Below are 25,499 nucleotides of genomic sequence, written 5' to 3'. Positions count from 1 at the left end.
GCTTCAGCCTCGCGGAGGATACTGATGATCTGTTCGTCGGAAAAACGCTTCTTCATGGGGATGTCCTCATGTGGCTTATGAAGACATTACTAACATCGTGGTGTATTAATCAACGGGGAGCAGGTCAATCTGACTCTACTTTGAACACGACTCCACCATCTTCCCTAACTTGATAGATACGTTCATTTTCTTTTTCGGTTATAGTTATCTCACTAATCAAGCTACCACTATTATTCATAATAAGTACGTGTTTTAGAACATCAGTGTAGTATTGAATATTTATAAGGTAGAGTACTTTTTCATCACCCCGTCTTTACACTTGAATTTGTTTTATTATTTTTTTTAATTCTATATTAGCTTTCTGCCTCAGTTCCCAGTTCTCTTGATTTACTATTGATTCAATATCATAATCTACTTTTTCATAACTGGTAAGATTGTGTCCAGCAATCTTAGATGCTAATTCATCACGTTCTGTATTGAGTTTTTTTAGTACCCGAGACAATTGCAACACAACAATATCATCAGCACCTTCCAATTCTGATTGATATTCCTGTATTGAATGATTAAGTGATGCTAATTTGTTATGTAGTTCTCCAATAACACTTACATCATTTCCTGAATTATAAATTCTCGAGAGATCTAATTTATTAATATGATTCAGTAAGATCCTCTCAACAACAGGATACCTTATTAATCCATTCTTGCAACCATTCTGGCTACGCTCCCCAATACATCGAAGATACAAAATTCCCTTCCCTGTAGAATGAACAATCATGCCTGATCCACAAAGTGCACATTTCGTTATACCGTTAAAAATACTTCTCTGATGTTGGGTGGTTTTCTGACTTTTATTAGAACTGCCAATCATGCTTTGAACGCGATTGAACAGTTCTATTTCAATAACTGCGGGGTAATATTTTACTTTATCAATATATCCAATCAAACGACGATTACGGAACATATGATAGATGCTCATAGTGTTCCATTTTCGATCGTTGATCAGCTGATTACTATCATTCATGAACCGCACAACAGAAGCAGCACTATAACCTTCAGCAAAACGTTCAAAGGCGACTTTCATTATCGCTACCATTGCTTCATCTACTTCATATTGTTCATTCCTGATAGATAACCAGTTAGGACAATTATTTTTCAATGCCTTCCCTGTTTCAAGAGCATTCCTTTTCATCTTTTCCCAATTACGTGTTGTCAACCGAGCCTTACGTTTACTCTCTTGATGTGACCTTTCAATTGAAACAGCAAGCTTAGAAAGTGTTCCATCAAGTTTTGTACTGAATACTTGTCCACTTTCAACTTCAAGAACGTCAATACCACGTTTGATCAAAGCATTAAAATGTTCGATAGCCTCGTAGTCAGGTAATCTGGAAAACCTATCAACGTTCTCGATTAGTAAAATCCCTTCGGTAATTTCACCTTTAACTACCTTTTCTTTGAAACGTCCGAGTTCCCCCTTGGTGAAGTTGTGTCCCTTATAGGCTGACTTCCCTAAATCACTTTCCAGCAATTCGTAGTCATTTGGATCAAGTTCATAACCCAAGCCTGCGGGCAGGGACGCTTCAGAAAGAAAATCCATTACAGTGTTAATCTGACGCTCAATCCCATAACCCGCTTGCTGCTGCAAGCTACTGATACGAGTGTATAAATAAGACTTAATTTTTTTATCGCCATTTTTTTTACCCTCGACAAACTTGGTCTATCCTTCACTAATCATACAAAATGATCACAGGAGAAAGTATGTCACTATACGCAACGCTTGAAGAAGCTATTGATGCCGCCCGCGAAGAATTCCTCGAAGCCGCGCAGGATCGGATCCATGACGACGAAGAACCCATTCCGGATCAGTTTAATCTGCAAAAATATATCATGCAGGATGGCGATGTGATGTGGCAGGCGGAGTTCCTCAATGGTGAAGGAGATTCCATCGATGCGCTGACGTTCCGCAGCGGCGCAGCGGCGCAGGCCATCTTTGATGAGGATTATGATCTGATAGAACTCGAAGAAGAATGGCAGGAAGAAGCCACGCTTTATGAATGGGATGAAGGTGAATATCAGCATGAACCGCCGCTCGATACTGAAGAAGGTAAAGCGGCATCTGAAGAATGGGACGATGAAGACGAATACCCGGGTCGTGATATCGATTAAGTCACTTTATTCATAAGGCCCGTGGCGGGCGTCAACCGGCAGCATGAACGTGTCGACAATCATCGACAGAGGAACATCGATAACAGTGACATAACGCCACGGGCTGTCCCGTAAATCCCACTGCACCCCGGGATAATACTGGTTACCATGCCCCTGTCCCGGCACAGTCCGGCTGATAATACTGCCGCATCCGGTCAGCATCGTCGCCAGCAATGCCAGCGCACACCCGCGAAAAATAACCCGATTAATCACTCACCCAACCTGTCGATTCAATTCAAAAGAAGTCTATTCAGCAACACCGTCAGCTTATCACGCACCCTGTGTGCCTTATGTTAAGGCAAGGTAAAAAATTCCGGCGCTCCCCGCTAAAGTGTAATCCGCCTTTCGTCACAAAGAAAACGGGCAGTATGCGTTCACATACTGCCCGTTTTTTATTTACCCCATGTCATTTTCAGGCGGATTTAACTTCAGGCGTCTGAGTGACAGGGAATGCCTGCACATTACGAGGCAGTTGCGCGTAGTAAGCACTCCATACCTGCTGATCAGGTTGCGTCCACACGGCAGAGTGTAAACGCGCCATCAGCACCGGATCACTTAACAGGATCAGGCGATCCGCCTTGCCCAGATCCTTAGGACCGGTTTTTAGCGCATGCTCAAGATGAGCACGACGGCCGTTTTCTACCGTTTCACGCAGCAGGTGACGGGATGTTGCCATCGCCGTTGCCAGCGCGTTGAAGCCCGGATCGAAGACTGCATGCATAAAGCCGTTTTGCAGCTTACGCGAACGGTTCAGCGTCAGGTATTCCTCGGTAGCCACCAGTTCACGCGGAGGATCGTATTCTTCCGGGATCAGGAACAGTTTGGCTTTCTTACTCTTAATCCCTAACGTTGCCCGGCTCGACAGTACAGAGACGATTGGCGACAGGATAAGAGAGAAAACGATGGGTGCCAGCCACCACAGGAAACGCAAGTCCAGCCACGCCATACCGGCCGCCCAGACCGCACCCAGCAACAGCTGAGAACCGTGACGTTTAAAGGCTTCGCCCCATGGAGTATCGTCGTCATCGCGCTGCGGTGAGTTCCAGACCACTTCCCAACCCAGGAACGCGCTGACCACGAAGACAGTGTGGAACAACATACGTACCGGTGCCAGCAATACTGAGAACAGCATTTCGAGGAACATGGAAATCAGCAGACGGAATGCTCCACCAAACTGTTTTGCCCCTTTCGCCCAAATCAGCACAATACTCAGCAGTTTTGGCAGGAACAGCAACACCATGGTGGTCGAGAACAAGGCAATCGCCAGTTCCGGACGCCACTGCGGCCATACCGGGAATAGCTGACGGGGTTGCAGGAAATACTGCGGTTCCATCAGCGTGTGCACGACCTGCAATGCGGTCGACAAAGCCAGGAAGGTAAACCATAACGGTGCCGACAGGTAAGACATGACCCCCGTCAGGAACACCGCGCGGTGAACCGGGTGCATACCTTTTACCAGGAACAGACGGAAGTTCATCAGGTTCCCGTGACACCAGCGACGGTCGCGCTTCAGCTCATCGAGCAGGTTCGGTGGCAACTCTTCATAACTGCCGGGCAGATCATAAGCAATCCATACACCCCAGCCAGCACGACGCATCAATGCTGCTTCCACAAAGTCATGAGACATGATGGAACCCGCAAAGGAACCTTCACCCGGCAACGGTGCCAGTGCACAGTGCTCGATAAACGGTTTCACGCGGATAATGGCGTTATGGCCCCAGTAATGGGATTCGCCCAATTGCCAGAAATGCAAACCAGCAGTAAACAGCGGGCCGTAAACACGGGTCGCAAATTGCTGACAACGCGCATACAGCGTATCCATGCCTGAGGCTTTTGGCGCAGACTGGATAATACCGGCGTTCGGGTTGGCATCCATCAGACGGGCCAGGCCGGTCAGACATTCGCCACTCATGACGCTGTCGGCATCAAGAATAACCATATAGGCATATTCCCCGCCCCAGCGACGGCACCAGTCATCAATGTTACCGCTTTTGCGTTTTACACGACGGCGACGACGGCGATAGAAAATACGTCCGTGACCCTCAACGTCGCGGCACACTTCCATCCAGGCTTTTTGTTCCGCTACGCAGATATCCGGGTCGTAACTGTCGCTCAGCACGTAGATATCGAACTGATCCAAATCTCCCGTCGCTTTGACTGATTCATACGTTGCACGCAGACCCGCGAAAACGCGCTCCACGTCTTCGTTACAAATCGGCATGATCAATGCTGTACGGTTGTTCGGATTCAGCGGCTCATTACCTTTGGTCGACGCGGTAATGCTGTATTTGTCCCGGCCGATAAGCAATTGTAAAAAGCCCATCAGCGCGGTCCAGAATCCTGCCGACACCCAACAAAACAGGATGGCAAACAGCACCAGGATCCCGGTCTGTAAAACGTAAGGCAGTAATTGCAGAACAGATTGTTGCCAGTCCTGATTGAGCATATCGCTTGGATCGATGAGTGCCCAGCCCTGGTACGGGAGAATGGTTTTCATGTACCAGGTAGCAATTGCCGTCTGTACCAGCATCAGAACCAGCAGGATATAACGACGCACGGAACCGGCGTGGCGCCAGCGCTTTTCCGACTCAGGCATATGTGACGTAGTGTGACGCGAAACCGCGCTGCGCCCCATCAGGTTGTCCCAGAAACGCCCGACCGGGTTGGTGCGCCAGACATCAGGGAACATGCTGGAGCGTTTAACCGGTGGCATGGCGCGGGTAATCGTGCGCCCTTCGTTATCGGTTTCGTCTAAGGTGCCCTTTTCCAGGGCATCAGGCCAGCTTGCGCCGACACGGGCTTTCACTGACACCAGAGGCGCATCAGGATCGGCCGCATTAACCGTGGTCGTTACATCACCGCCTAAACGGTGATGTACAGTAGCAAAAGCCAGCTCCTGCTCAGCAGGAAGCTGCTGAGAGAGCGCCGCTTTCTGTTCATCAGTAAGCGGCAAGGCTTCTACATAATCTTGAGTAGAGTGCGTTGACTTATTCATTTGCAGGCAGCTGATAGCTCCAGGTTTCACTCAGAGTTTTATCGCCATTGGCCAGAGAAGCGCGCATTTCGATCGCCTTCTTAGGATCCTTAACTTTCAGGCGCAGCGTCAGACGCCAGCCCTTTGTGACAGGATTATAGCGTACGGAGTTTTCAACCAGATCACCGTTGTCGCCCACGCTGACCTGAGACACCACCGGCGTGTCGCTTTTCAGTGCTTTCAGGTTTGGACCGACGAAGTCGACCAGGAAAGCCACGCTGCCATCCGGCTCACGGATCAGATTCGACTGTTTCACGTCACCGGTAGAGCGCATAGTGCGTTCGACCCACGCCAGATCAGGAGAGTGCAATTTCTCTTCTTCACGGGTGAAATGTAAACGATAGTTCAGGCTCAGCGGTTTGCCGGCATCAGGCAACTGATCAGGGGTCCAGAAAGCCACAATGTTGTCGTTGGTTTCATCCGCAGTCGGAATTTCCACCAGCTCAACTTTCCCTTTACCCCAGTCGCCTTTGGTTTCAACCCAGCCACTTGGACGCAGGTCGTAACGGTCATCCAGATCTTCGAAGTTAGAGAAACTGCGACCACGTTGCAGCAGACCGAAGCCTTTCGGGTTCTCCATAGAGAACTGGCTGACAGCAAGGTGTTTCGGATTGTTCAGCGGACGCCAGATCCATTCACCGTTACCCGCGTGGATAGACAAACCGTTGGAATCATGCAGCGCCGGACGGTAATTAAGCACCGGCGAAGGCTGGTTTGCGCCAAACAGGAACATGCTGGTCAACGGAGCCAAACCCAGTTTGCCAACTTTATCGCGCAGATAAACCTGAGACTGTACGTCAACAGTGGCTTCTTTACCCGGATAAACGTCCAGACGGTAAGCGCCGGTCGCACGCGGAGAATCCAGTAAGGCATAAATGACTAAATGCTTTTCATCCGGATTAGGACGTTCGATCCAGAATTCACGAAAACGTGGGAATTCCTCGCCGGAAGCCAGCGCAGTATCGATCGCCAGACCACGGGCAGACAAACCATAAACCTGGCCTTTACCGATGACGCGGAAGTAGCTGGCACCCAGCACACTCATAATCTCATCATCTTTGTCGGCTTTGTTGATGGGATAAAGCACTTTGAAGCCGGCAAAGCCGAGGTTTTTCACTGAGTCAGCGTCATGCTTGACGTTGCCAAAGTTGAAATAGTCCGGGCTGTATTTGATCTCTTTGACTGAATCGGCGGTCACTTCATTGATTTTCACCGGCGTGTCGAAGTACATACCCTGATGATAAAATTCAAGCTTGAAAGGCGTATTCAGATTTTTCCAGTACGCTTTGTCATGATTGAATTGAATTTGTTGATAATCTGCGAATTTGAGATCGCGGAACTGAGACGGAAGATTGCTTTTCGGCGCTTCGTAACCTTTATCGGCTAATGCCTTCGCTTGTTTGGCAACATCATCTATAGAAAAAGCCCAGGCAGATGAGGTGAACATGGTCATCAACACTGCGGCACTTAGCAAACGGACTTTGATCATACGTGACCCTATGGAAAAATTTTTATCTGACACCTTGTCTCCTACGCGCGCTTCATTCATTCACTGTAACTATTTTAAGGGAAGTGTCAGGTTTCCGACAACTTGAGCAGTCGATGGTTCATCCATTGATGAACCGTTTAAGCGCAACAGGGTACAAGGATATCAATTCGTTGAAACTCCGGCTATGGAAACTTGTCCTATAACAAAGCATGTTTTAAGGTTAGAAACTAAACTAATGTCAACGATGGTCATTTTTGCTTACGTGCGAAATTAGCCTTAAAGACAAATTACGCTCTAAAATTAGGATGAGCTACTTACAATGGATACGTAATGACACAGCCAAAACCACAACGTGAGTTTTTCTTAGACTCCATCCGCGCATATTTGATGCTGCTGGGTATTCCTTTTCATATATCATTGATTTACTCCAGTCATATCTGGGCGGTAAACAGTGCAATACCTTCTCACGGCCTGACAATATTCAATGATGTTATTCACGCCTTTCGTATGCAGGTATTCTTTGTTATCTCCGGCTATTTTTCTTATATGCTGTATGAGCGTTATGATCCACAGCAATGGCTGAAGGTGCGCCTGGAGCGTGTTGCCATTCCACTGGCGGCAGCCTTCCCGCTGATCACTATCCCCCAACTCTATTTTCTGATGAAATTCACCAGCAAATTTTCTGATTGGGATAATCTGGATTTTTATCAGAAAATTAACATTACCGTCTGGGAACTGGTTTCGCATTTATGGTTCCTGCTAACCCTGGTCATTCTCACCAGCATTTGTTTTTACCTCTTCAAATTCATTAAAGAAATTAAGACTAGTCGTATTCAAATAATAAAAAGCCGTACAAACAGCTTAGGAAAACTCTCAATTATCTTTTTATTTATCGGTTTAATTTACGCAGCATTTAACCGAAGCCTGTATCTTTTTGCGCCGCATTTACTTTCCAACGGTGCATTTAATTTCATTGTCATGCAGACACTGTTTTATCTGCCATTTTTCATCCTGGGTGCGCTTGCTTATAAATTCTCCTGGCTGAAAGAACTGTTTCTGAAACCGTCGGCTACCGCCGGTGTAGTCAGCATTTTCCTGTTCGCGGCTTACATGTTCAATCAACATGTCAATACACCCCAGCTGTACTCGATGGAAATCGATGCCATCATCACAACCCTGCTCGGGTTCCTGATGGTCAATGTGGTGTTTTCCTTCAGCCACTATTTACTCAATTTCCAGGCACCGTGGATCACCTACCTGGTCAATTCATCCTTATTTATCTATCTTATCCACCATCCTTTAACGCTGATTTACGGGGCGTTCATTACACCGAAAATCCATAGCGACTGGTTGGGGTTCTGGCTGGGGCTGGTATTTGTATTCGGTATCGCCTTTTTGCTGTATGAGATCCATAAGCGCATCCCTATCCTGCGGTTCCTGTTCTCAGGCAAACCACAGCAGCCGGTTAAAAAGAACTCAACCGACGTGCCGCCGCAGAATCAGGCTTCCTGATGCCAGACGACAAAAAGCGCCCTCAGGCGCTTTTTGTAAGACGGATAAAGTAAGAGGGAATTATTTGGTGCTTATCAGTCCCATTGATTTTGCCCACTCTGAAATGTGCCCCCGATAAAAGAAAGTGATGTCCAGCTCCAGCGAACATTCCTTTGAGGGTGTCACGCTGCCCAGACACGGGTATTCCTGCGGACGATATTCAAAAAGAAAATCATCCATTTCCTCATCAGTCAGCAACTTATCGCCTTCTATTTTATCCTGATAGAAATAGGCATCCAGCATCCAGGTACGGTATTCAAAATCGTTTTTAATCAGTTGCATAGGGATAATCTCGCTAAATGACATATTACATATCTGACAGGGTTTTCCCCTGTGTGACGGCCTGTTTCATCAGATATGTGCCGTAGTCGAGCCATCCATTGCCGATCTCATAACAGGAAATTAACATACAAATGATCATTAGCAAGCTGCAATTGCTCTTAAAAGGCTTTTACCGAACTCATCCGCACTTAATAGCAAAAAAACACATCCTTATATAATTCAAACAAATGAATCACGTCACTTTCATTGATAAACCAATTAGTTAGGAGAATATTATTAATCGCGGGGGATAAGGGCCAGGCTAGCTTAGGATGGGATGGGATGGGATGTGAAGGGAACAGAACTGACATTGGGGATACTTTTGCATCGCCACTGCCAACCCTGTTCCCAAAATCTTTTTAACGCCTGTCATTCAACTCATCAAACTTGTGTTACCAACGCCCCGGAGGCGGACCTTCGCGCCAGTGTCCCGGAGGGCCATCACGCCAGTGACCAGGAGGACCATCACGCCAGTGACCAGGAGGACCATCGCGCCAATAGCCGGGTGGCGGACCTTCATGCCAGTATTCATGATGCCAGTAGCGTGGCGGTGGTGCCGGTTCGTAATAAACCCAGTGACCGCGGCCTTCATCACGATAATGATGCTCCCACCAGCCCGGTGGACGCCAGTCGCCCCCATCCCAATAGTATCCGCGGTCGTCACGGTCACCGATATGCAGTGACAACCCTGGCATATTAACGCCAAGCTCGACGTTCGCCTGTGCGACAGCTGGCAAAGTTAGCAAAACGGCGAGAACTAAAATCAGTTTTTTCATTGTGAACCTCACAACCTGCTTATCAGGTGGTGACAAAGTACTCCCGGCTATCTTCCTGTTCTATAGGAATTTATCCCAAAAAAAAACCCTTAACGGAACCCTTACAATTGCATCAGTACGCCATTGCGGGCAACCCGTTGCAACGCTATGGCGGCAAAGGAAATTCAGCGCATAAGGGCGAAGTAACCCTGAATGACAGATACAAAAAAACCGCCGTGGCGGTTTTCTGTTTGCTGCTTTGTTGTGCGAAATCAGCCGGGCAAAATCAGATTTTGCAGCCTTCGCAGTCACTTTCGTCCTGAACGGCTTCAGGCACTTCCGCTGCTTTTTCAGCTGCTTTAACTTCGGCAGTTTCCAGTGCAGCATCAATGTCAAAATCAAAAATATCGTCGCTCATTCTCATCACCTTAAATGTTCAAAATCGTATCCAGTATAAACGACAGGCCATGCCCGGCGTCGGTTTTTTTGTGCCCTGAGGCCGCAGGATTTGCATAAAGTGCCTCGGGAAACCATAGTTATAGTGAATGCAACGGTGTCACGGAGACACTTTTTCGAAATAAATATGAGGAGAACCGGATGACGACGTCAAACATCAAAGCGTGGGCAAATACCCGTGAAACCTCTCACGAAATCGCTGAGGCCATTTTCGAACTGGCGAATAACGACGAGACGCTGGCACAGAAAATCTGGGAAGAAGGCAACGATGAAGTATTGCCTATCGCATTCGCCAAAACCAAGGAAGACCATTTGTTCTGGGGCGAAGAGAAGATTGACCGGAAAAATGTCTGATAATCACTGCGTCAGCGGCTGACAACCAGCCCTGAGTCTGACTTAGGGCTGAATCTGCGTTAAAGCATCAGGGCGTTAGCTGTCGAAGCCAAATCCCATTTTATGTGCCCACTCAAAGACTTGCTCTTTGTAGAAAAAACGTGGTTCACACACCCCTGGCTCGCCGGGTGTCTGGATCATCACAGCCACGCACGGATAAGCCACCGGGCGGGCGTCAAAGATAAAATCATCCACTTCCTGATCGGCAAACTCAGAGGTTTCGCCTACCGCGCTCGCCTGGAATATTTCATCCATTATCCACTGACGGTATTCAAATTCGTTGCTGATAAATTTCATCATTCACCTCTGCCTGGCTTTTACTCTGCTTGCGGCCATTGCCGGATTAAATCAATCGTGTAAGGCGTCGCCGCCACAGCAAGGACACACTTCGGCACGGGCCACGGACATTTGTGCACTGCCGTCGCTGTCCCACTCCACTCTCAAAGGTTTGCCGTTATCGTGTTCGGCTTTGATGAAACGATCAAAATGCGCAGCCTGCCCGGTCATCGTTTCGGTAACTAACAGTTCATCGCCACCATAAATGCGTGCGGTAGCTTGTGCATCCTGTTTTTCGCCCGAAATGATTTTGTGCAGATGATGAATGGTAAGTTTGATTCGTTCCACTGGTCGCTCCTGTAACGGCTCAACATCTTTTTTCGCACAGTGATATACATTCACGAAAATGATGTCCAGCCGCTATTTTATCAGAGCATGCAGGGTAACGTCATGGCCTGTTGCCATGTTTAGCGGTGTTATGAGTGAGCTAACTGTGCGGTTCCGGTGCCGTCTGGCAACTGGCGCTCCAGCCGGGCCAGATCATAGACATCATAGAAATCCACAAAACCTTTGTGGCGGACAATCGATTCTATCCGGTTTTTAATGTGTTCACTGACCTCAGCAGCGCTGAGAATTTGCTTCACGGCATCAGCGGGAAGCTCACGGCTGAAATACCATTCGCCGTTATAGCAAACGCGTAAATCGAGCACCCCGATATCTTCATAGCGATAAACCGGTTTAATTTCCAGCAATAACATCGCGGACATAAAGATCAGGAAAGCCGTAAATCCGATAAACCATCCGAGCCCCATATAAGGTGAAACGTACATGACGATGCCTACGGCGATATACCCAACCAGCATAGCCAGGCATAACCATGGGTGATTTACAAAAAACTCAGCATTGATCCGCGCCTTACCATCGCGCCCTTCCAGGCGGTTGATGCGATCAATTTCACTGTTTAATACGTTTTTGATTACGTCCATCTCATACCTCATTGCGTCACGACTATAATGCAATCTGATTGTATTATTTTATCACGACAACTGTTATAGCGCGTAGAGCAGTTAACCGCTGTTAATCGTCAAACTGTTATAGTTTTGCACTTACATTCTACTCACCATGGAATCCGCTCAATGCATGTCAGATAAAAGGAGATCATCATGGCATTATTAATTGTAGAGAGACCGGCCAAAAAGCTGGTCAGCTACCGGGTGGTTGGCCCCTATCAGGAGTCAATCCACAGTGGTTTTCAGCAACTGATGAAATGGGCTGCGCGGCACCATCAGACGCAAAATGAATGGCTGACGTGGTTTCATGATAATCCTGATATCACGCCGGCAGAAGCTTTGCGTGCTGATCCGTCAGTATGTGTAGCCGATAATTTTATTCTGGATGATGCACAGGGACTGGCGTTGCAAACATTGCCGGGAGGCACGTATGCGGCGTATCACACCACAATAACAGACGGCAATTTTGAAAAGGTCTGGCGGGAATTCTATAGCCAACTGCTGGCCAGTACGACCTATCGTCCGGACGGAAAAGCGTGCTTTGAACACTATCTCAGCGACGGTTCCAACAATGGCATCTGGGAAGTGGTTCTCTATCAGTCAGTCGAAAAAATCCCGGCAATCCGCTGAAAGCGTTAAACCAGCAATGCAATATCGGACTGCACACAAAAATCGAGATAAGCCTGTGGTGGTTCAGCATCGCTGACCACCACATTAAATCGTGCGAGGGGTGCGATAGCGGCGGGCCTGACCTGATCAAACTTGCTGCTGTCAGCAACGAGAATACTCTGCGCTGAGCGTTCTATGGCCTGATGTTTCATCAGTAACTCATCAAAATTAAAACACGTCACACCGTGCCCGATCGTGACGCCCGCAGCGGAAATAAAAGCTTTCGCCGGGCGGATAAAGTCGAGCTCACTGCTGCGTCCGAGAGGCGTAAAAATGCTGTTACTGGATTTAAACGCCCCACCGCACAGGATAACTTCGCAGTGAGGTTTTTCCTGTAGCGCAAGAAAGGTATTCAGCGAATAGCAAATGGCGGTAAACACCCGGTCATCGGCAATATTTTCAATGACATAAGGCATTGTTGTACCGCAGTCAAAAAATACCGTGTCATTATCCTGGATCAGGCTGGCCGCGCGGGCAGCAAGGCGTTGTTTCTCAGCAATATGGCGTGTTTTCTGTTCACTGATAAAGTAATGCGTCGCCGGATTATTTTTCGGATCAATAACAATATAACCGCCAAGCAAAATTACCGGCGCAGGGGCCGCGCTGAGGTCCCGACGGACCGTCATTTCCGAAACATCAAGCAGTAAGGACGCTTCTTTAAGGTGAATTTTGTCGGTCTTTTTTAATGCCAGCAAAAGACGCTGGATCCTGTCTTCACGCTTATTTTCCATGATGCTATCTCACGCCTTCCCGGTTCGCAGCCGCCCACTATACCGCTGCCCGCCAGCCACCGCAAACCCCGCTAACACTGACATTACTGCAACTGACGAAGTGTCAGATAACCGCCAAACACAGCACCCGTATCAATATAAAACTGATTGGCAAATTGCATGGCAGACTCGACCGGCGTATGTCCAAAATAAAATTCATCAGCGCCCGTAATCGACTGAAAACGACCGGCCAACGCATAATTCACACGGTCACGATTCCAGATAACTTCATAACCATCCATAGGTTTACCGAAAACATATTCGCCGGAAGGATAATCAGCATGAGCCACTACGATGTGCCTGCCCGCACGGGTGGTGAGTTCGAGGATATGTGGCAGCTTGTCAGCCTGTAAAATCAGCGCTTTTGCCTGTTCCTGTTGCTCCTGATCAAGTGCATAAAACCAGTCTCCGCCATTACGTAACCAGCGCGAGATATTCTCTTCGTGTATGGCATCAATCGCCATCTGCTCGTGGTTTCCACGTACACAGGCGAACCAGCTTTCATTAAGCAGTTTCAAACAGCCGACACTGTCAGGCCCACGATCGGCCAGATCGCCCACCGATAACAGCAGATCACGGTGGGGATCGAAAGCCACTTTCGCCAGTTTCTCCTCAAGCAGACTCAGGCAACCATGCAAATCGCCGACAATATAAATGTGTCTGTATATTGAACAATCAATACGCTGGTACAGAGCAGAAATCATACTTGGCAAAAATCCATAATCGGAACGAATACCTTAAGTGTAATGCAAGATGATGAGGAGGAAAGCGGAGAAAAGTGGCAGAAAACTTTCCTCTTCTCATCAGCGGCTTGTGCGCTCTCTACACTGAGTTGGCGCTGAAATCCACTGATAATTAAATTATCGTTAAGTAACTGACGCCTTTTTGTGCTAGACTATTGCCCGCTCTAAGTAAAACCGGAGGTTTTATGAGTTCCACAGTTTTAAGCGCTCAAGACGAGTGTCCGTTGTGTCAAAGCACGAATAAGACGTCGGTTAATATGTCGGCGAAAATAGTTACTGTGACCTGCACTTCTTGTGGCCGGTACAGTATCTTCCGCAAAACCATGGAAGAGATCTCAATCGACAGGAAGAAACGCGTTGCTCTGCAGGCGTTTTTCACCAGCCAGCCTAACTACCATTTGCCGCTATCAATCAGGGCATTGAGCAACACTGATTCATCGGGTGAATTCTGACCCTAAAAACGCCCCTCGGGGCTGTTTTAATCTCTGTTTTCTTCATCCCTTTTAATTCAACATCCGACACCGTGTTCAGAATATTTCATTCTGTCTGAGGCCGTGTGCGTGAAGGATGTATCGAAGAAACACTTAAGGCCCCTGTACAGGTGGCCTTTTTTATTGCATCAGGAAGGCATGAATTTCAGGCATAAAAAAACCACCCGAGGGTGGCTATAAACGACATTACTACTGTATTGCTTTTGATTATTCGGTTAATTTTCCATGGTACCCGGGACGAGACTTGAACTCGTACAGCCATAAGCCGAGGGATTTTAAATCCCTTGTGTCTACCGATTCCACCACCCGGGCTCCGGGAAAATTGGAGGCGCGTTCCGGAGTCGAACCGGACTAGGCGGATTTGCAATCCGCTACATAACCGCTTTGTTAACGCGCCTTAAATCTTACTACTTGTCTTGCACTTAAACCAATTCAACAATCAGTTTAAGAAAATTTGGAGCGGGAAACGAGACTCGAACTCGCGACCCCGACCTTGGCAAGGTCGTGCTCTACCAACTGAGCTATTCCCGCTTTAATCAGAACATACTGATTTTTTTAACTAATCTTTTGGCACAAGACTGGCTGCCTTCCGATGCGTTGCATTCTACTGACCTGACAGATTGAGTCAATAAAATTATCTGCTTCATGCGATCGTTTGACGTTTTTTGCGGCAGTTTGATCAGGGTTCCAGCAAATCATGGCGCGCAGCGTTCAGATATTGGAACATTGACCAGAAAGTCAGCACTGCCGCAATATAAAGTGCAACGACACCCACCCACACCACGATGGCATCAGGACGCCATAACAGCGCGACCAGCGACAGCATTTGCGCTGTGGTTTTCACTTTACCGATCCAGGAAACCGCCACACTGCTGCGTTTGCCAATCTCAGCCATCCACTCACGTAGCGCGGAAATAATGATTTCACGGGCAATCATGGTGGCGGCCGGGAGAGTAATCCACCAGGAATGAAAATACTCAGCCACCAGCACCAGCGCAATCGCCACCATCACTTTATCGGCGACCGGATCAAGGAATGCACCGAAACGCGTCGTCTGCTTCCAGCGGCGAGCCAGATAGCCGTCAAACCAGTCTGTCACGGCAGCAAAAACGAAAATCAGCGCACAGGCCATTGATGCCCACGGATAAGGCAGGTAAAAGGCCAGCACGAAGAACGGTATCAGTACAACGCGGAACAGGGTAAGGCACGTAGGTATATTAAATTGCATAGCGAAGGTAACTGTTTGTCCGGTGTGGATATTATGAGTATGTTGCTACATTGCCCTTAGTGTTTCAACGCATTATGAATCTTTTCTGCCAATGCGATTGAAATACCCGGTACCTGCGCAATTTCCTCTACGCTGGCATTCAGTAATGGCTGAATGCCTCCCATGTACTTCAGTAAAACCTGGCGCCGTTTCGGTCCGACGCCTTCAATTTCTTCCAGTGCGCTGGTCGTACGGACTTTTGCACGTCTCTGCCGGTGGCCGGTAATGGCATGGTTATGCGAATCATCACGAATATGCTGGATGAGATGTAACGCCGGTGAATCCGCAGGTAACGCGATCCCTTCACCTTCTGGCACAAAGAACAGAGTTTCGAGCCCGGCTTTACGATCCGCACCTTTCGCAATACCAATCAGTAAAGGTTTAGATTTGTCCCACTCTACATTCAGCGAATGAAACACATCCAGCGCCATGCCGAGTTGCCCTTTACCACCATCAATAAAAATGACGTCAGGAATTTTATTATCATCGAGCGCTTTGCCATAGCGACGTTGCAGTACCTGCGCCATCGCCGCGTAGTCATCGCCGGGCGTAATACCGGTAATGTTATAGCGCCGGTATTCAGAACGTACCGGACCATTGCTGTCAAAAACCACGCAGGACGCGACCGTCTGCTCGCCCATAGTATGGCTGATGTCGAAGCATTCCATGCGGTTAATTTCCGCAAGATGGAGTGTTTTTGCGAGTTCTGACATCCGCTGATGGATTGTCGACTGCTGCGCCAGTTTGGTCGTCAGCGCAGCAGAGGCATTGGTGCGCGCCAGTTTCAGATAACGGGCACGGTCGCCCCGTGGTTTACTCTGGATTTGTACTTTGCGCCCGGCCAGTTCGCTGAGCGAATCGGCCAGGAGATCTTTTTCCGCCAGACTGAAATCCAGCAGAATTTCACCGGGCAGTGTCCGTTGCTGACTGCCCTGTAAATAAAATTGTCCGACGAAGGTTTGCACCACTTCGCCCAGATCGGTGCCGCCCGGTACTTTTGGAAAATAACTACGGCTGCCTAATACTTTGCCCTGACGGATAAACAGAACGTGCAGGCAAGCCATGCCTGAGTCGAAGGCCACGCCAATCACATCCAGATCTTCGCTGTTACCCGACACGAACTGTCGTTCTGTCACACGGCGTACAGCCTGGATTTGATCGCGTATCCGTCCGGCATCTTCAAAACGCAGCGTTTTACTGGCCTCTTCCATGCGGTTGACGAGTTGCGTGACCACCTGCTGGTCTTTACCGGAGAGGAAAAGGCGCACATATTCCACCTGATCTTTATAATCCTCCTCACTCACCAGCCCTTTGACACACGGCCCCAGACAGCGGCCAATCTGATATTGCAAACAAGGACGTGAACGGTTGCTGTAAACGCTGTTTTCACACTGGCGTATCGGGAAAAGTTTTTGCAGCAGCGCCAGTGTCTCACGTACGGCATAGGAATTCGGAAAAGGCCCGAAATACTCGCCTTTGGCGTGCTTAGCGCCGCGATGTACTGACAGTCTTGGATGGTTATCCGCGCTGAGGAAGATCAGCGGATATGACTTATCATCGCGCAACAATACGTTATAACGTGGCTGATAAAGTTTGATGTAATTATGTTCAAGAAGCAGCGCTTCGGTTTCCGTGTGGGTCACGGTGACATCAATTTGCGCGATGTTTTTGACCAGAGTTTCGGTTTTACGGCTGGAAACCTGGACGCGAAAATAACTCGAAAGACGTTTTTTGAGGTCTTTGGCTTTACCTACGTAGATTACGGTGCCGCTGGCGTCATACATTCTGTAGACGCCCGGCTGGCTGGTAACCGTTTTCAGAAAGGCTTTTGGGTCGAAACGCTCATCACTCACTGCCTGATTAAGTCTCCGTGTTGAATAAACCGTGTCGTATTGCCAGATGTGTTAACTCAACATCACCGCTGATATTTAATTTACTAAACATCCGATAACGATAACTGTTAACGGTCTTCGGGCTCAAGCTAAGTTGTTCAGAAATTTCATTGACCTTTTGCCCTTTAGTGATCATCAGCATGATCTGCAGTTCACGCTCGGATAAGGAATCAAAAGGCGTTTCGGACTGCGGTTCAATCTGGCTTAATGCCATTTGCTGAGCAATGTCGGAGGCAATATAACGCTGACCCGAGTCAACCAGACGAATGGCATTGACCACTTCCTGCGGAGCCGCCCCTTTGCTCAGGTAACCGGAAGCCCCCGCCTGCATTACTTTGGCCGGCAGCGGATTTTCAGTATAAATCGTTAAAATGATGATCTTGATACCGGGGGAAAAGCGGACGATTTTTTTGGTCGCCTCAAGCCCGCCAATACCTGGCATATTCATATCCATCAGGACGATATCAACGTCATTGGTCCGACACCATTTGACGGCATCTTCACCGCATTGCGCCTCACCAACAACTTTGATGCCTTTGATATCTTCCAGAATGCGTCGGATCCCTGCGCGCACCAGTTCGTGGTCATCAACAAGAAGAACGCTAATCAAAGAGAATTCTCCAAAAAATAAGGGCAACACACCGTCAGGGACTTCACACTTGTCTTACGTAAACCTACGTAGCGAACATTAAATTTGCTCTCAGACAGCTTATAAATGAAGAGAAGGTGACAAATAAGAGGCCAATATCAACAAACTCGCCCCACTACCGCTCATCGGTAGTATTTTTAAAACAGAAAGATACTGTGATTTATTATAGCCTGCGTATTTTACTCTATCAGGCGTTCCTGACCAAGAAATGTCTGCAAAAAACTAGTTTGCTGAATGTAAATGAGAAGTACAATCACCGGCCTTAATAAATTATAAAAAATACCTTTCTAATCAATGGTGAACCAGGGAAATTTGCGTTCTTCTTTAGACTGTAAGAAAATAACCGCCGGTCTTTTCTCTTATCTGAAACTCTCTTTACACCGGCCTGACTATTTAAGCGTCAACACGGTCCCTTCATATATCTATGATATATCCAATTATTATTTGTGATCGCACGAATTGCCGATGGCTTATATGAATAACTCTGCACATAAACATGAAAGACTCTCAACCACTCATTATGTTTAGTATTCTTTACTGACTGTCAGAAAAGTCTATATGCGGGCACATCGCCGCGCATTTTAAGCATCCTTTCTGACGCTGCCCTAAAACATGCCATCTATGCTAAAATGCGGCCACTTTTCACCGGTTCAGAATTCAGTACGCTGCCTGACAGCATGCCTGAGGAGATAAAAATAATGAGTAATTGCGATTTTACAACGGAAGCAAACGTTGAAACACTGGCTACAGAAGTTGCCTGCCTGAAAGCCACCCTGACCCTGATCCTGAAAGCGATTGGCCAGGCTGACGCCGGTAAAGTGATGCTGAATATGGAACGTTTTGTCGCGCAGATGGAAGACGAACAGCAGGCTGAAGTGTTCAAAAATTCCCTGCAGCAAATTAAGTTCGCTTACCGCCAGTAATGCTTTTTCAGAGTCTGTCGCCTGGCAGGCTCTGCCTTCTCCTTCCGGTTATCCCCCGTAATGTCTGCTATAATCAAGCCCTGATTCATTCAATGAGGACATACGCATGAGCGATGAAAATAATAAAGAAAACAAAAGCAAAGCCGATGAAGTCCATGTCAGTGACGGGCTAGGCGAACTGTTTGAAGTTTCGGAACAACTGACTGAAGAAGAAATTGAAAAAGCGGCAGAAGAAGCCAGGCAAGCCGTAGAAGATGCCAAAAAACAGAAACATCATTGATCAATGCATCACAACTTCCTTGCTCCGCATCAGGCGATTGCGCCTCTGGCCATTGATTATCAACATGGCGACAGCGAACCCGCCCACAGTCACAACTGCTCACAGCTGATTCATACGCTATCCGGCATTGTAGAAGTGCATACGTCACTCGGCACCTGGATGGTGCCGCCCGGGCGGGGAGTCTGGCTGCCTGCCTATGTTGAACATAGCCTGCGTTTTATCGGTGGTGTCAAGGCCCGCACACTGTTTGTCGATCCCCTGGCCCGTGCTGATTTACCTGCGCAATGCCAGGTAGTACAGATTTCTCCGCTGCTGCGTGAATTGATTTTATCATCGCTGACCATTCCGGCCGATTATTTGTCCGGCGGGCGCGATGAACGCATCATGGAATTATTACTCGATGAACTGCGTCTGTTGCCGACGCTGCCCCTTTACCTGCCGGAACCAAAAGAGCCGGAGCTGACCGAACTTTGCCAACAGATTCGTGCAGATCTGTGTTCATCCTGGGAGCTGGAAGATGTCGCGCAGCGTCTGGATATCAGCAGCCGCACACTTTCGCGCCGTTTCCAGCGCGAAACCGGATTACGTTTCAGTGACTGGGTTCGTCAGGCAAAATTGCTCGAAGCGCTGAATCAGCTTGCTGCGGGGATTTCCGTTATTGATGTGGCGCTGGCACTCGGCTACGACAGCCCGAGTGCCTTCAGTGCGATGTTTCGCCGGTCACTCGGCGTCTCACCCAGCGAATATTTTAATCAGCCATAACAGCACTGGCTGCATTGAACAGCGCCTGCAATGAGGCGCTGGACACATCGCTGTCGATGCCTACGCCATAATAATTTTCCCCCAACCGCCCGCGACAACTCAGATACGCCACAGCACGACTGTGACTTTGTTGCCCCAGCGTATGTTCGTGATAATCACCGATTTCCAGTTGCACGTCGTAACTGCGACGCAGCGCATCGGCTGCACCGGACAGCAAACCATTACCGCTACCGGCGATATGCTGTTCTTCATTGCGATAACGGATCCGTGCACTGAAATGGCAGACATTTTGCTCATCGCTGCGAATGTCGTAACTCAGCAGTTTTACCCCCGGTTGATCGGTTAATCCGTAACGCTGACGGAACAGCCGCCAGATATCGCTGGTGCTCATTTCCTTGCCATGCGTATCGGTTTCACGTTGCACCGCTTTGCTGAAATCAATTTGCAAACCACGCGGTAATTTCAGCCCGTGATTCTGCTCCAGCAACCAGGCCGCTCCGCTTTTCCCGGACTGGCTGTTAACGCGGATCACCGCTTCATAGCTGCAACCGACATCCGCCGGATCTAAGGGCAGGTACGGCACGCGCCAGACAGGGCTCTCCGTCACTTTCTGTGCAGCAAACCCTTTTTTGATGGCATCCTGATGCGAACCCGAAAATGCCGTAAATACCAGTTCACCGGCATACGGATGTCGCGGATGGACAGGCAACTGGTTGCATTCTTCCACTGCCTCGACAATCGCCTGCAAATTGCTGAAATCCAGCTGCGGCGCGACGCCCTGAGTGTAAAGATTCAGTGCCAGCGTCACGATATCCACGTTGCCGGTGCGTTCACCGTTACCGAAAAGGCATCCTTCCACGCGGTCGGCACCGGCCAGCATCGCCAGCTCTGCACAAGCTACCCCGGTTCCGCGATCATTGTGCGGATGAACACTGATTGAAACCTGTTCCCGGCGGCTGAAATGGCGGCAGAACCATTCAATCTGGTCGGCGTAAATATTCGGAGTACTGACCTCCACGGTTGCCGGCAAATTAATGATCATCGGTCTTTTAGCGCCCGGCTCCCAGACATCCGCCACGGCTTCACACACTTCCAGTGCAAACTCCAGTTCGGTGAAACAGAAGGTTTCCGGCGAATATTCAAATGTCCATTCTGTCTGCGAATATTGCCCGCACAGTTGACGGATCTGCTGAGCGCCGCGAACCGCCAGCTCGCGTGTTGCGGCCTGATCCTGATTAAATACCACTTCACGAAATACCGGTGCAGTCGCGTTATATAAATGCACGATGGCGCGCGGTACATCTTTAAGCGCCTCAAAAGTGCGGGCAATCAGATCCGGGCGCGAAGGTGTCAGAACCTGAATCACCACGTCATCCGGAATGAGCCCTTCTTCAATCAGGCCCCGGACAAAATCGAAATCGGTTTGTGAAGCCGAGGGAAACGCCACCTCAATCTGCTTAAAACCACACTTCACCAGCAAATCAAAAAACTGACGCTTACGGGCATTATCCATAGGTTCTGCCAGTGCCTGATTACCGTCACGCAGATCACTTGAACACCATTGCGGGGCTTTATCGAGGATATTTCCCGGCCAGCGGCGGTCAGGTAAATTCACCGGCGGGAAGGGACGATACTTTTGCGACGGGTCGTTTAACATACGATTCTCCATTTATCATTGAGGCTGCGGTTATGTTCCGTTAAAGCCATAGTACGCAAACGATAAATGCCTGCGCCTGACTAACTGACAGCAACCCCCGCAAAACGGACAAAAAGAGAATGATCAATGAATCAGCGTCATGCTGATGTGGCGGGAAGAACTGCAATGTGACTCGGCGCAGGGCTTTTATTTCCGGGATCGCGGCAACATAGCCCGATCTCCGGATGGCCAACGTCTTATCTCTGATGCCAATGTATAGTCTGTGCACCTAAAAAAAACCCGCACTCGGCGGGTTATTTATTGTGTTATTTATTGCTGCTGCCTGCCGGCCGGATGTTATAGGTTCCGAAGAAACTACGATCCGTTTCCAGGCTGATGCTTTTACCGTTCGCATCTACGGTAATCGAACCCGATGTTTTAGTCAGTGCACAGGCAATGCGAACATCAATGGTGCGTATCCCGTTCGGCACATTCAAATCCACGTACTGATTAAAATGCAGTGAAGCCACGGTCTGTCCGTCTAAAAACACCATCAGCGGACACGTTTTCTCAAACGGCACAACTGACCACTGTTCTAAACGGTGTAAACGGATATGGGTCTGCCCTGCCGGCGGGGTCGCGCTGGCGTTAGCGAAAGATGACTTAACCTGCAGCGTCGGTTCATAAGGATTGGCTGCGCACCCGGCTAAGAATAAAGCCGCCAAGGCCACCAGTGTTTTTTTCATCATTATCTCCCTGAGTTTATGAACGAATGATAGCAGTGTGCGCGTGGCGGGCAACAAAAACCGGCAGGTGCAGGTTACGGAATGTCCGCAACCTTCAAAAGTCATCTCAATCTGTGACATTAGTACAAAAAAACATCACCCGAATTGCTAATAGCCAGCTACTGGTATTTGATATTCTTGTTAAGATTTTTCCGATCAGACGTTCAACTCAGTTTCAGGAATACCTATGTACAGTTACACACTTATCGCCCCCGCCGGGATCGTAAAAGCCTACGAAGAAGAATTCCGCGAAAAAGGGATTGAGTTACTGGTTGCCAAACAGAATCGTTCGGAGACGGTCGTCTTACGCAGTGACCAGTTCACCGAAGAAAGCACATTTATCACGCATGTTCATTTACTGATCTTCAGCCTGTGCATGCGCGTACAAAAACAACTCAAAAATGGCGATAGCCCTAATACGACGATTATGTACTGATTTTTCTTCCTGCGACTTTTCATGTCGCAGGGAAGAACATCATCAGCCCTCACTCAGGCATTTTTCAACAACTGCATTGTAGACTTCCTCAACGGTGATTCTGTCCATCGGATGTTTCAGCTGGCGGGATGGGTCATTTTCGACAGGTGGCCTGTAAATAACCTTGTGCAATTCCGGGTTTTGATAAGGCCCGTTTTCGTCGGGTGAATTAAGCACGAACAGACTGATGGTCTTCGTTTTAGCTGCAATCGCTAAATGAAGCGGTCCTGTATCATTAGTCACTAAAAGATCCATCGCATCGATCACTGACAACAACTCCGGCATAGTTGTTTTTCCCGTAATATCAGTAAATTGTGCTCCGTGCGCCTCTTCCATCCTGGCAATAAAACGCTCTGCGATCTCAGTTTCGGCGGGTGAACCAATCAGGATCAGATGAAAAAGCGGTGACGTTTCAATTAACAGCTTGGCCAGACCTGCAAAATGTTCTACCGGCCATCGGTGCGTCATTTTAGATGCCCCCATTTGCAGCCCGATAAGGATCTTGCCAGGTTTTTTATCGAATGCAGGAATCCGTGCAGGTATAAACATCTCCGTATTATCAGGTTTGCTGCCCAGCAAACTGACTAAATCAAGTTTTCTCTGAATAATATGCTTCGATTGTCCCCGGGTAATACCGGACAACCACTTCTCCATACCTGCAGGTTCATTACGGTAATAATCTTTAAATATAAATTCACAGCCCGATATGATGGAAGCGATAATATCATAAGGGGCGCGGCTATGAAGAATAATGGCTAGTTGAGGCTTTTCTCTTCTCAGAACAGAGACAAGTTTTTTCATGTCACTGTAGTGATTATCCATAGGAAGAACGCGATCAAAGTTGTCACCGGGCTCAACCAGCTGTGAATTTTGCTGGCTGGTAACAAGAATAATCCTTGCTGCCGGATAACGTCGTCTTACCGCCCTTATGGCCGGCGTACTGAACATAAAATCACCCAGCCGTTTTGTAGAAAATATCACTACCCGCTCAAAGTCATGCTCTTTATCAAATGACGTTATATTTCTCAGATTTCCTGCACACTGGCTATAACACGACAGCAAAACATTGATTAATTTGATTCTGATATTTTTCCAGGACACGTACAAACCTCTTTTTAGCCAGTCAATAGCCAACAACATCCGCTTATAAATCAAACAACCGCTGACTCTCACAAAGGAATAATTTTAAATTATCCTTGCGTCAAAACCGGCGTGCCGAATTGTCAGGTATATTACTATCCATTTTATAAAAATGGCATTATACGGCAAATGAGGGAAATAGTGCCTGGGAAAGAGGGGTTATGATTAACTCATTGATTTAAAAATTGTTGGTGGGTCGTGGCGGGTTCGAACCGCCGACCAATTGATTAAGTGCGTAGAACCACCCTCTGAATCATCAACTTACCGCAAGTAGCCTCGCTCACACGTCCCGACATGCAAAAAGATGGCAAGCGTAGTTAACGCTCGTCATTTCATATGCGTCCCACCTTTGTCCCAGTCACTTCCGATATGAGATGTCAAATCACATAACCCATGTTTTTCAGAGAGTAACATTTATCTTCTCCATGATGGTCTGTGTAATCACGGAAGTAAGTTTGATAGCGCTCGATCCACGCATTCACCTCCTGCTTTGACCAGAAGTGATGTAAGCTTCGCTAACTCTGAAACGAATCGAGCCGTCGTCACAACCTGGCCGCGCTTATGATCTCGCGTGAGGCTCCTGACGAATGCCTCTCTGATGTCTGAATTCTTTGGCATAGCCCCCTTAAAAACACTGTTCATGCATACAGTGCAATCACGATGATTTTAAATTGTGAAGCGGGAAAAGCCGGAGAAATCTCAAGTACCTGAGCAGCAACGAAAGAATGGGTGAAGAAGGTTTCTTGTAAGGGGCCTTGTTGCTACAATCTTGAGACAAAACTCAAAGGTATAATTTCATGCGAAGACTTAAAGGACTCAGCGGCATTCGCGGTTTACTAGCTATTTTTGTTGCATTGTCTCATTCATATAGTCACTTCACTGGCTGGGGGACTGGATTTAACTTCTTCAGGAACGCAACATTCGCAGTTGATATTTTTTTCATTTTATCTGGTATAGTTCTTTATTATAACTACAAAGAAAAAATATCTAATAAAAAAATTGGTGTGATTTCTTTTTTAATTGTTAGATTTTTCAGACTTTATCCTTTACATATATTTGCAGTTTTACTAATACCACTCTGTCTATTCATATCCCAGGGCGAATTTTTTCCTGAGTGGATCGGCACACTGTCAAAAAGAGGTGTAGTAGGAGATCTTACGCTTTTAAGTAACTTGGGGGGTATGAAACCATTTTTCAATCCGCCAACCTGGTCTATTTCGACTGAATTTTATATTGGTTCTATTGTTGTACTTTTAGCATGTTATTCTTTTGTATTTGTTTTTATCGCCTTAATAGCTTCTGTGATTTTATTTTATATCACAGGCGCCAATGTGGGTGATATCACGCAAAGTTACTATACAATAATTTCTGGTGGCATGATTAGATGTTTATTCGGCATATCGCTTGGGATACTTTCACATTCAATTTCAAAATTGCTTTTTGAAAAATACCCATCTATTAATAAAATTTATAAAGCGTTGATTTATATTTCTTTCGCAACCTTATTAGTAATTATCGTTGGCGTTAAAC

The 25,499-nt window shown here is 47.7% G+C and carries 27 protein-coding genes and 3 tRNA genes; 9 read left to right on the top strand and 21 right to left on the bottom strand.

What is annotated here, in order from left to right:
* Positions 1-313: 313 nt before the first annotated feature.
* Positions 314-1,642: a recombinase zinc beta ribbon domain-containing protein gene (locus J1781_RS01815; RefSeq protein ID WP_217233123.1), complete on the bottom strand. Its 1,329-nt coding sequence runs from the start codon at positions 1,640-1,642 to the stop codon at positions 314-316.
* Between the two features lie 113 nt (positions 1,643-1,755).
* Here J1781_RS01815 and J1781_RS01810 point away from each other — a divergent pair, with 113 nt between their 5' ends.
* Positions 1,756-2,163 (top strand): MysB family protein, encoded by a 408-nt coding sequence (locus J1781_RS01810; RefSeq protein ID WP_217218937.1) that lies wholly within the window; start codon positions 1,756-1,758, stop codon positions 2,161-2,163.
* A gap of 6 nt (positions 2,164-2,169) precedes the next feature.
* Here J1781_RS01810 and J1781_RS01805 read toward each other — a convergent pair whose 3' ends face one another.
* The 3 genes from J1781_RS01805 to J1781_RS01795 all read right to left on the bottom strand — a co-directional run bounded on the left by J1781_RS01805 (position 2,170) and on the right by J1781_RS01795 (position 6,725).
* The gene (locus tag J1781_RS01805) at positions 2,170-2,415 is read right to left on the bottom strand and encodes a YceK/YidQ family lipoprotein (protein WP_129951856.1); all 246 of its coding nucleotides are present in this window, start codon (positions 2,413-2,415) and stop codon (positions 2,170-2,172) included.
* Positions 2,416-2,614: 199 nt separating this feature from the next.
* On the bottom strand, positions 2,615-5,197 hold the full coding sequence (gene mdoH / locus J1781_RS01800; protein WP_129951857.1) for a glucans biosynthesis glucosyltransferase MdoH: 2,583 nt from the start codon (positions 5,195-5,197) through the stop codon (positions 2,615-2,617).
* On the bottom strand, positions 5,190-6,725 hold the full coding sequence (locus J1781_RS01795) for a glucan biosynthesis protein G (RefSeq protein ID WP_129951858.1): 1,536 nt from the start codon (positions 6,723-6,725) through the stop codon (positions 5,190-5,192). The genes mdoH and J1781_RS01795 overlap by 8 nt, the downstream gene beginning before the upstream one ends.
* Positions 6,726-7,055: 330 nt before the next feature.
* Between J1781_RS01795 and mdoC the strand changes: the two genes are divergently transcribed.
* Entirely contained in the window at positions 7,056-8,237 is a 1,182-nt protein-coding gene (gene mdoC / locus J1781_RS01790; RefSeq protein WP_129951859.1) for a glucans biosynthesis protein MdoC, read from the top strand.
* Positions 8,238-8,297: 60 nt separating this feature from the next.
* Here mdoC and J1781_RS01785 read toward each other — a convergent pair whose 3' ends face one another.
* From J1781_RS01785 to J1781_RS26305, 3 genes are all read right to left on the bottom strand, one after another.
* Positions 8,298-8,558, bottom strand: a complete 261-nt coding sequence (locus J1781_RS01785) for a hypothetical protein (RefSeq protein WP_129951860.1) — start codon at positions 8,556-8,558, stop codon at positions 8,298-8,300.
* Between the two features lie 431 nt (positions 8,559-8,989).
* Positions 8,990-9,373 carry a DUF2502 domain-containing protein gene (locus J1781_RS01780; RefSeq protein ID WP_217233122.1) on the bottom strand — a complete coding sequence of 128 codons (384 nt, stop codon included), beginning with the start codon at positions 9,371-9,373 and terminating at the stop codon, positions 8,990-8,992.
* Between the two features lie 265 nt (positions 9,374-9,638).
* Positions 9,639-9,770: a hypothetical protein gene (locus J1781_RS26305; protein ID WP_013576285.1), complete on the bottom strand. Its 132-nt coding sequence runs from the start codon at positions 9,768-9,770 to the stop codon at positions 9,639-9,641.
* A gap of 179 nt (positions 9,771-9,949) precedes the next feature.
* Here J1781_RS26305 and J1781_RS01775 point away from each other — a divergent pair, with 179 nt between their 5' ends.
* On the top strand, positions 9,950-10,162 hold the full coding sequence (locus tag J1781_RS01775) for a YccJ family protein (RefSeq protein ID WP_129951862.1): 213 nt from the start codon (positions 9,950-9,952) through the stop codon (positions 10,160-10,162).
* Positions 10,163-10,237: 75 nt separating this feature from the next.
* On the opposite strand, the gene J1781_RS01770 is transcribed toward J1781_RS01775, so the two are convergent.
* The 3 genes from J1781_RS01770 to J1781_RS01760 form a co-directional block, all read right to left on the bottom strand.
* Positions 10,238-10,501: a hypothetical protein gene (locus J1781_RS01770; RefSeq protein ID WP_238483450.1), complete on the bottom strand. Its 264-nt coding sequence runs from the start codon at positions 10,499-10,501 to the stop codon at positions 10,238-10,240.
* A 48-nt stretch (positions 10,502-10,549) separates the two neighbouring features.
* Positions 10,550-10,825 (bottom strand): hypothetical protein, encoded by a 276-nt coding sequence (locus J1781_RS01765; protein ID WP_217219213.1) that lies wholly within the window; start codon positions 10,823-10,825, stop codon positions 10,550-10,552.
* Between the two features lie 128 nt (positions 10,826-10,953).
* Complete coding sequence (locus J1781_RS01760) at positions 10,954-11,463, bottom strand: YlaC family protein (RefSeq protein WP_129951864.1); 510 nt, start codon at positions 11,461-11,463, stop codon at positions 10,954-10,956.
* A 177-nt stretch (positions 11,464-11,640) separates the two neighbouring features.
* Here J1781_RS01760 and J1781_RS01755 point away from each other — a divergent pair, with 177 nt between their 5' ends.
* Positions 11,641-12,117, top strand: coding sequence for a GyrI-like domain-containing protein (locus J1781_RS01755; protein WP_217219212.1), 477 nt, complete (start codon positions 11,641-11,643; stop codon positions 12,115-12,117).
* Between the two features lie 5 nt (positions 12,118-12,122).
* On the opposite strand, the gene deoR is transcribed toward J1781_RS01755, so the two are convergent.
* The 8 genes from deoR to uvrY form a co-directional block, all read right to left on the bottom strand.
* Positions 12,123-12,887 (bottom strand): DNA-binding transcriptional repressor DeoR, encoded by a 765-nt coding sequence (gene deoR / locus J1781_RS01750; protein ID WP_129951866.1) that lies wholly within the window; start codon positions 12,885-12,887, stop codon positions 12,123-12,125.
* An 83-nt stretch (positions 12,888-12,970) separates the two neighbouring features.
* Complete coding sequence (locus J1781_RS01745; RefSeq protein ID WP_217156495.1) at positions 12,971-13,630, bottom strand: metallophosphoesterase; 660 nt, start codon at positions 13,628-13,630, stop codon at positions 12,971-12,973.
* A gap of 756 nt (positions 13,631-14,386) precedes the next feature.
* Positions 14,387-14,472: transfer RNA gene (locus J1781_RS01740), tRNA-Leu, on the bottom strand.
* An 11-nt stretch (positions 14,473-14,483) separates the two neighbouring features.
* Positions 14,484-14,557: transfer RNA gene (locus J1781_RS01735), tRNA-Cys, on the bottom strand.
* Between the two features lie 58 nt (positions 14,558-14,615).
* A tRNA-Gly gene (locus J1781_RS01730) sits at positions 14,616-14,691 on the bottom strand.
* A gap of 148 nt (positions 14,692-14,839) precedes the next feature.
* Positions 14,840-15,388: a CDP-diacylglycerol--glycerol-3-phosphate 3-phosphatidyltransferase gene (pgsA, locus tag J1781_RS01725; RefSeq protein WP_129951868.1), complete on the bottom strand. Its 549-nt coding sequence runs from the start codon at positions 15,386-15,388 to the stop codon at positions 14,840-14,842.
* 56 nt (positions 15,389-15,444) lie between these two features.
* Entirely contained in the window at positions 15,445-17,280 is a 1,836-nt protein-coding gene (gene uvrC, locus J1781_RS01720; protein ID WP_129951869.1) for an excinuclease ABC subunit UvrC, read from the bottom strand.
* Between the two features lie 7 nt (positions 17,281-17,287).
* On the bottom strand, positions 17,288-17,929 hold the full coding sequence (gene uvrY / locus J1781_RS01715) for a UvrY/SirA/GacA family response regulator transcription factor (protein ID WP_129951870.1): 642 nt from the start codon (positions 17,927-17,929) through the stop codon (positions 17,288-17,290).
* 737 nt (positions 17,930-18,666) lie between these two features.
* On the opposite strand from uvrY, the gene J1781_RS01710 reads away from it, so the two are divergent.
* The 3 genes from J1781_RS01710 to J1781_RS01700 all read left to right on the top strand — a co-directional run bounded on the left by J1781_RS01710 (position 18,667) and on the right by J1781_RS01700 (position 19,933).
* Positions 18,667-18,891, top strand: a complete 225-nt coding sequence (locus tag J1781_RS01710; protein ID WP_015697982.1) for a DUF2594 family protein — start codon at positions 18,667-18,669, stop codon at positions 18,889-18,891.
* Between the two features lie 106 nt (positions 18,892-18,997).
* Positions 18,998-19,171 carry a hypothetical protein gene (locus J1781_RS01705; protein ID WP_165383693.1) on the top strand — a complete coding sequence of 58 codons (174 nt, stop codon included), beginning with the start codon at positions 18,998-19,000 and terminating at the stop codon, positions 19,169-19,171.
* 3 nt (positions 19,172-19,174) lie between these two features.
* Positions 19,175-19,933 carry an AraC family transcriptional regulator gene (locus J1781_RS01700; RefSeq protein WP_129951871.1) on the top strand — a complete coding sequence of 253 codons (759 nt, stop codon included), beginning with the start codon at positions 19,175-19,177 and terminating at the stop codon, positions 19,931-19,933.
* Here J1781_RS01700 and leuA read toward each other — a convergent pair.
* Positions 19,920-21,590: a 2-isopropylmalate synthase gene (gene leuA, locus J1781_RS01695; RefSeq protein WP_217139254.1), complete on the bottom strand. Its 1,671-nt coding sequence runs from the start codon at positions 21,588-21,590 to the stop codon at positions 19,920-19,922. The two genes, J1781_RS01700 and leuA, sit on opposite strands and share 14 nt — an antisense overlap.
* Before the next feature lie 305 nt (positions 21,591-21,895).
* Positions 21,896-22,318, bottom strand: a complete 423-nt coding sequence (locus tag J1781_RS01690; RefSeq protein ID WP_235173145.1) for a hypothetical protein — start codon at positions 22,316-22,318, stop codon at positions 21,896-21,898.
* A 223-nt stretch (positions 22,319-22,541) separates the two neighbouring features.
* Between J1781_RS01690 and J1781_RS01685 the strand changes: the two genes are divergently transcribed.
* A complete protein-coding gene (locus tag J1781_RS01685; protein ID WP_129951873.1) occupies positions 22,542-22,790 on the top strand; it encodes a hypothetical protein in 249 nt (82 codons plus the stop codon).
* Positions 22,791-22,832: 42 nt separating this feature from the next.
* Here the strand turns inward: J1781_RS01685 and J1781_RS01680 are convergent, their stop codons facing one another.
* Positions 22,833-23,963 carry a glycosyltransferase family 9 protein gene (locus J1781_RS01680; protein ID WP_238483449.1) on the bottom strand — a complete coding sequence of 377 codons (1,131 nt, stop codon included), beginning with the start codon at positions 23,961-23,963 and terminating at the stop codon, positions 22,833-22,835.
* Positions 23,964-24,766: 803 nt separating this feature from the next.
* Here J1781_RS01680 and J1781_RS01675 point away from each other — a divergent pair.
* A partial coding sequence (locus tag J1781_RS01675; RefSeq protein WP_217233120.1) for an acyltransferase family protein occupies positions 24,767-25,499 on the top strand: 733 nt, incomplete at its 3' end.

This window comes from Rahnella perminowiae (assembly GCF_019049695.1).
GTDB classification, from domain to species: Bacteria; Pseudomonadota; Gammaproteobacteria; order Enterobacterales; family Enterobacteriaceae; genus Rahnella; species Rahnella perminowiae.
This window is presented reverse-complemented; position numbering and strand designations above follow the sequence as displayed.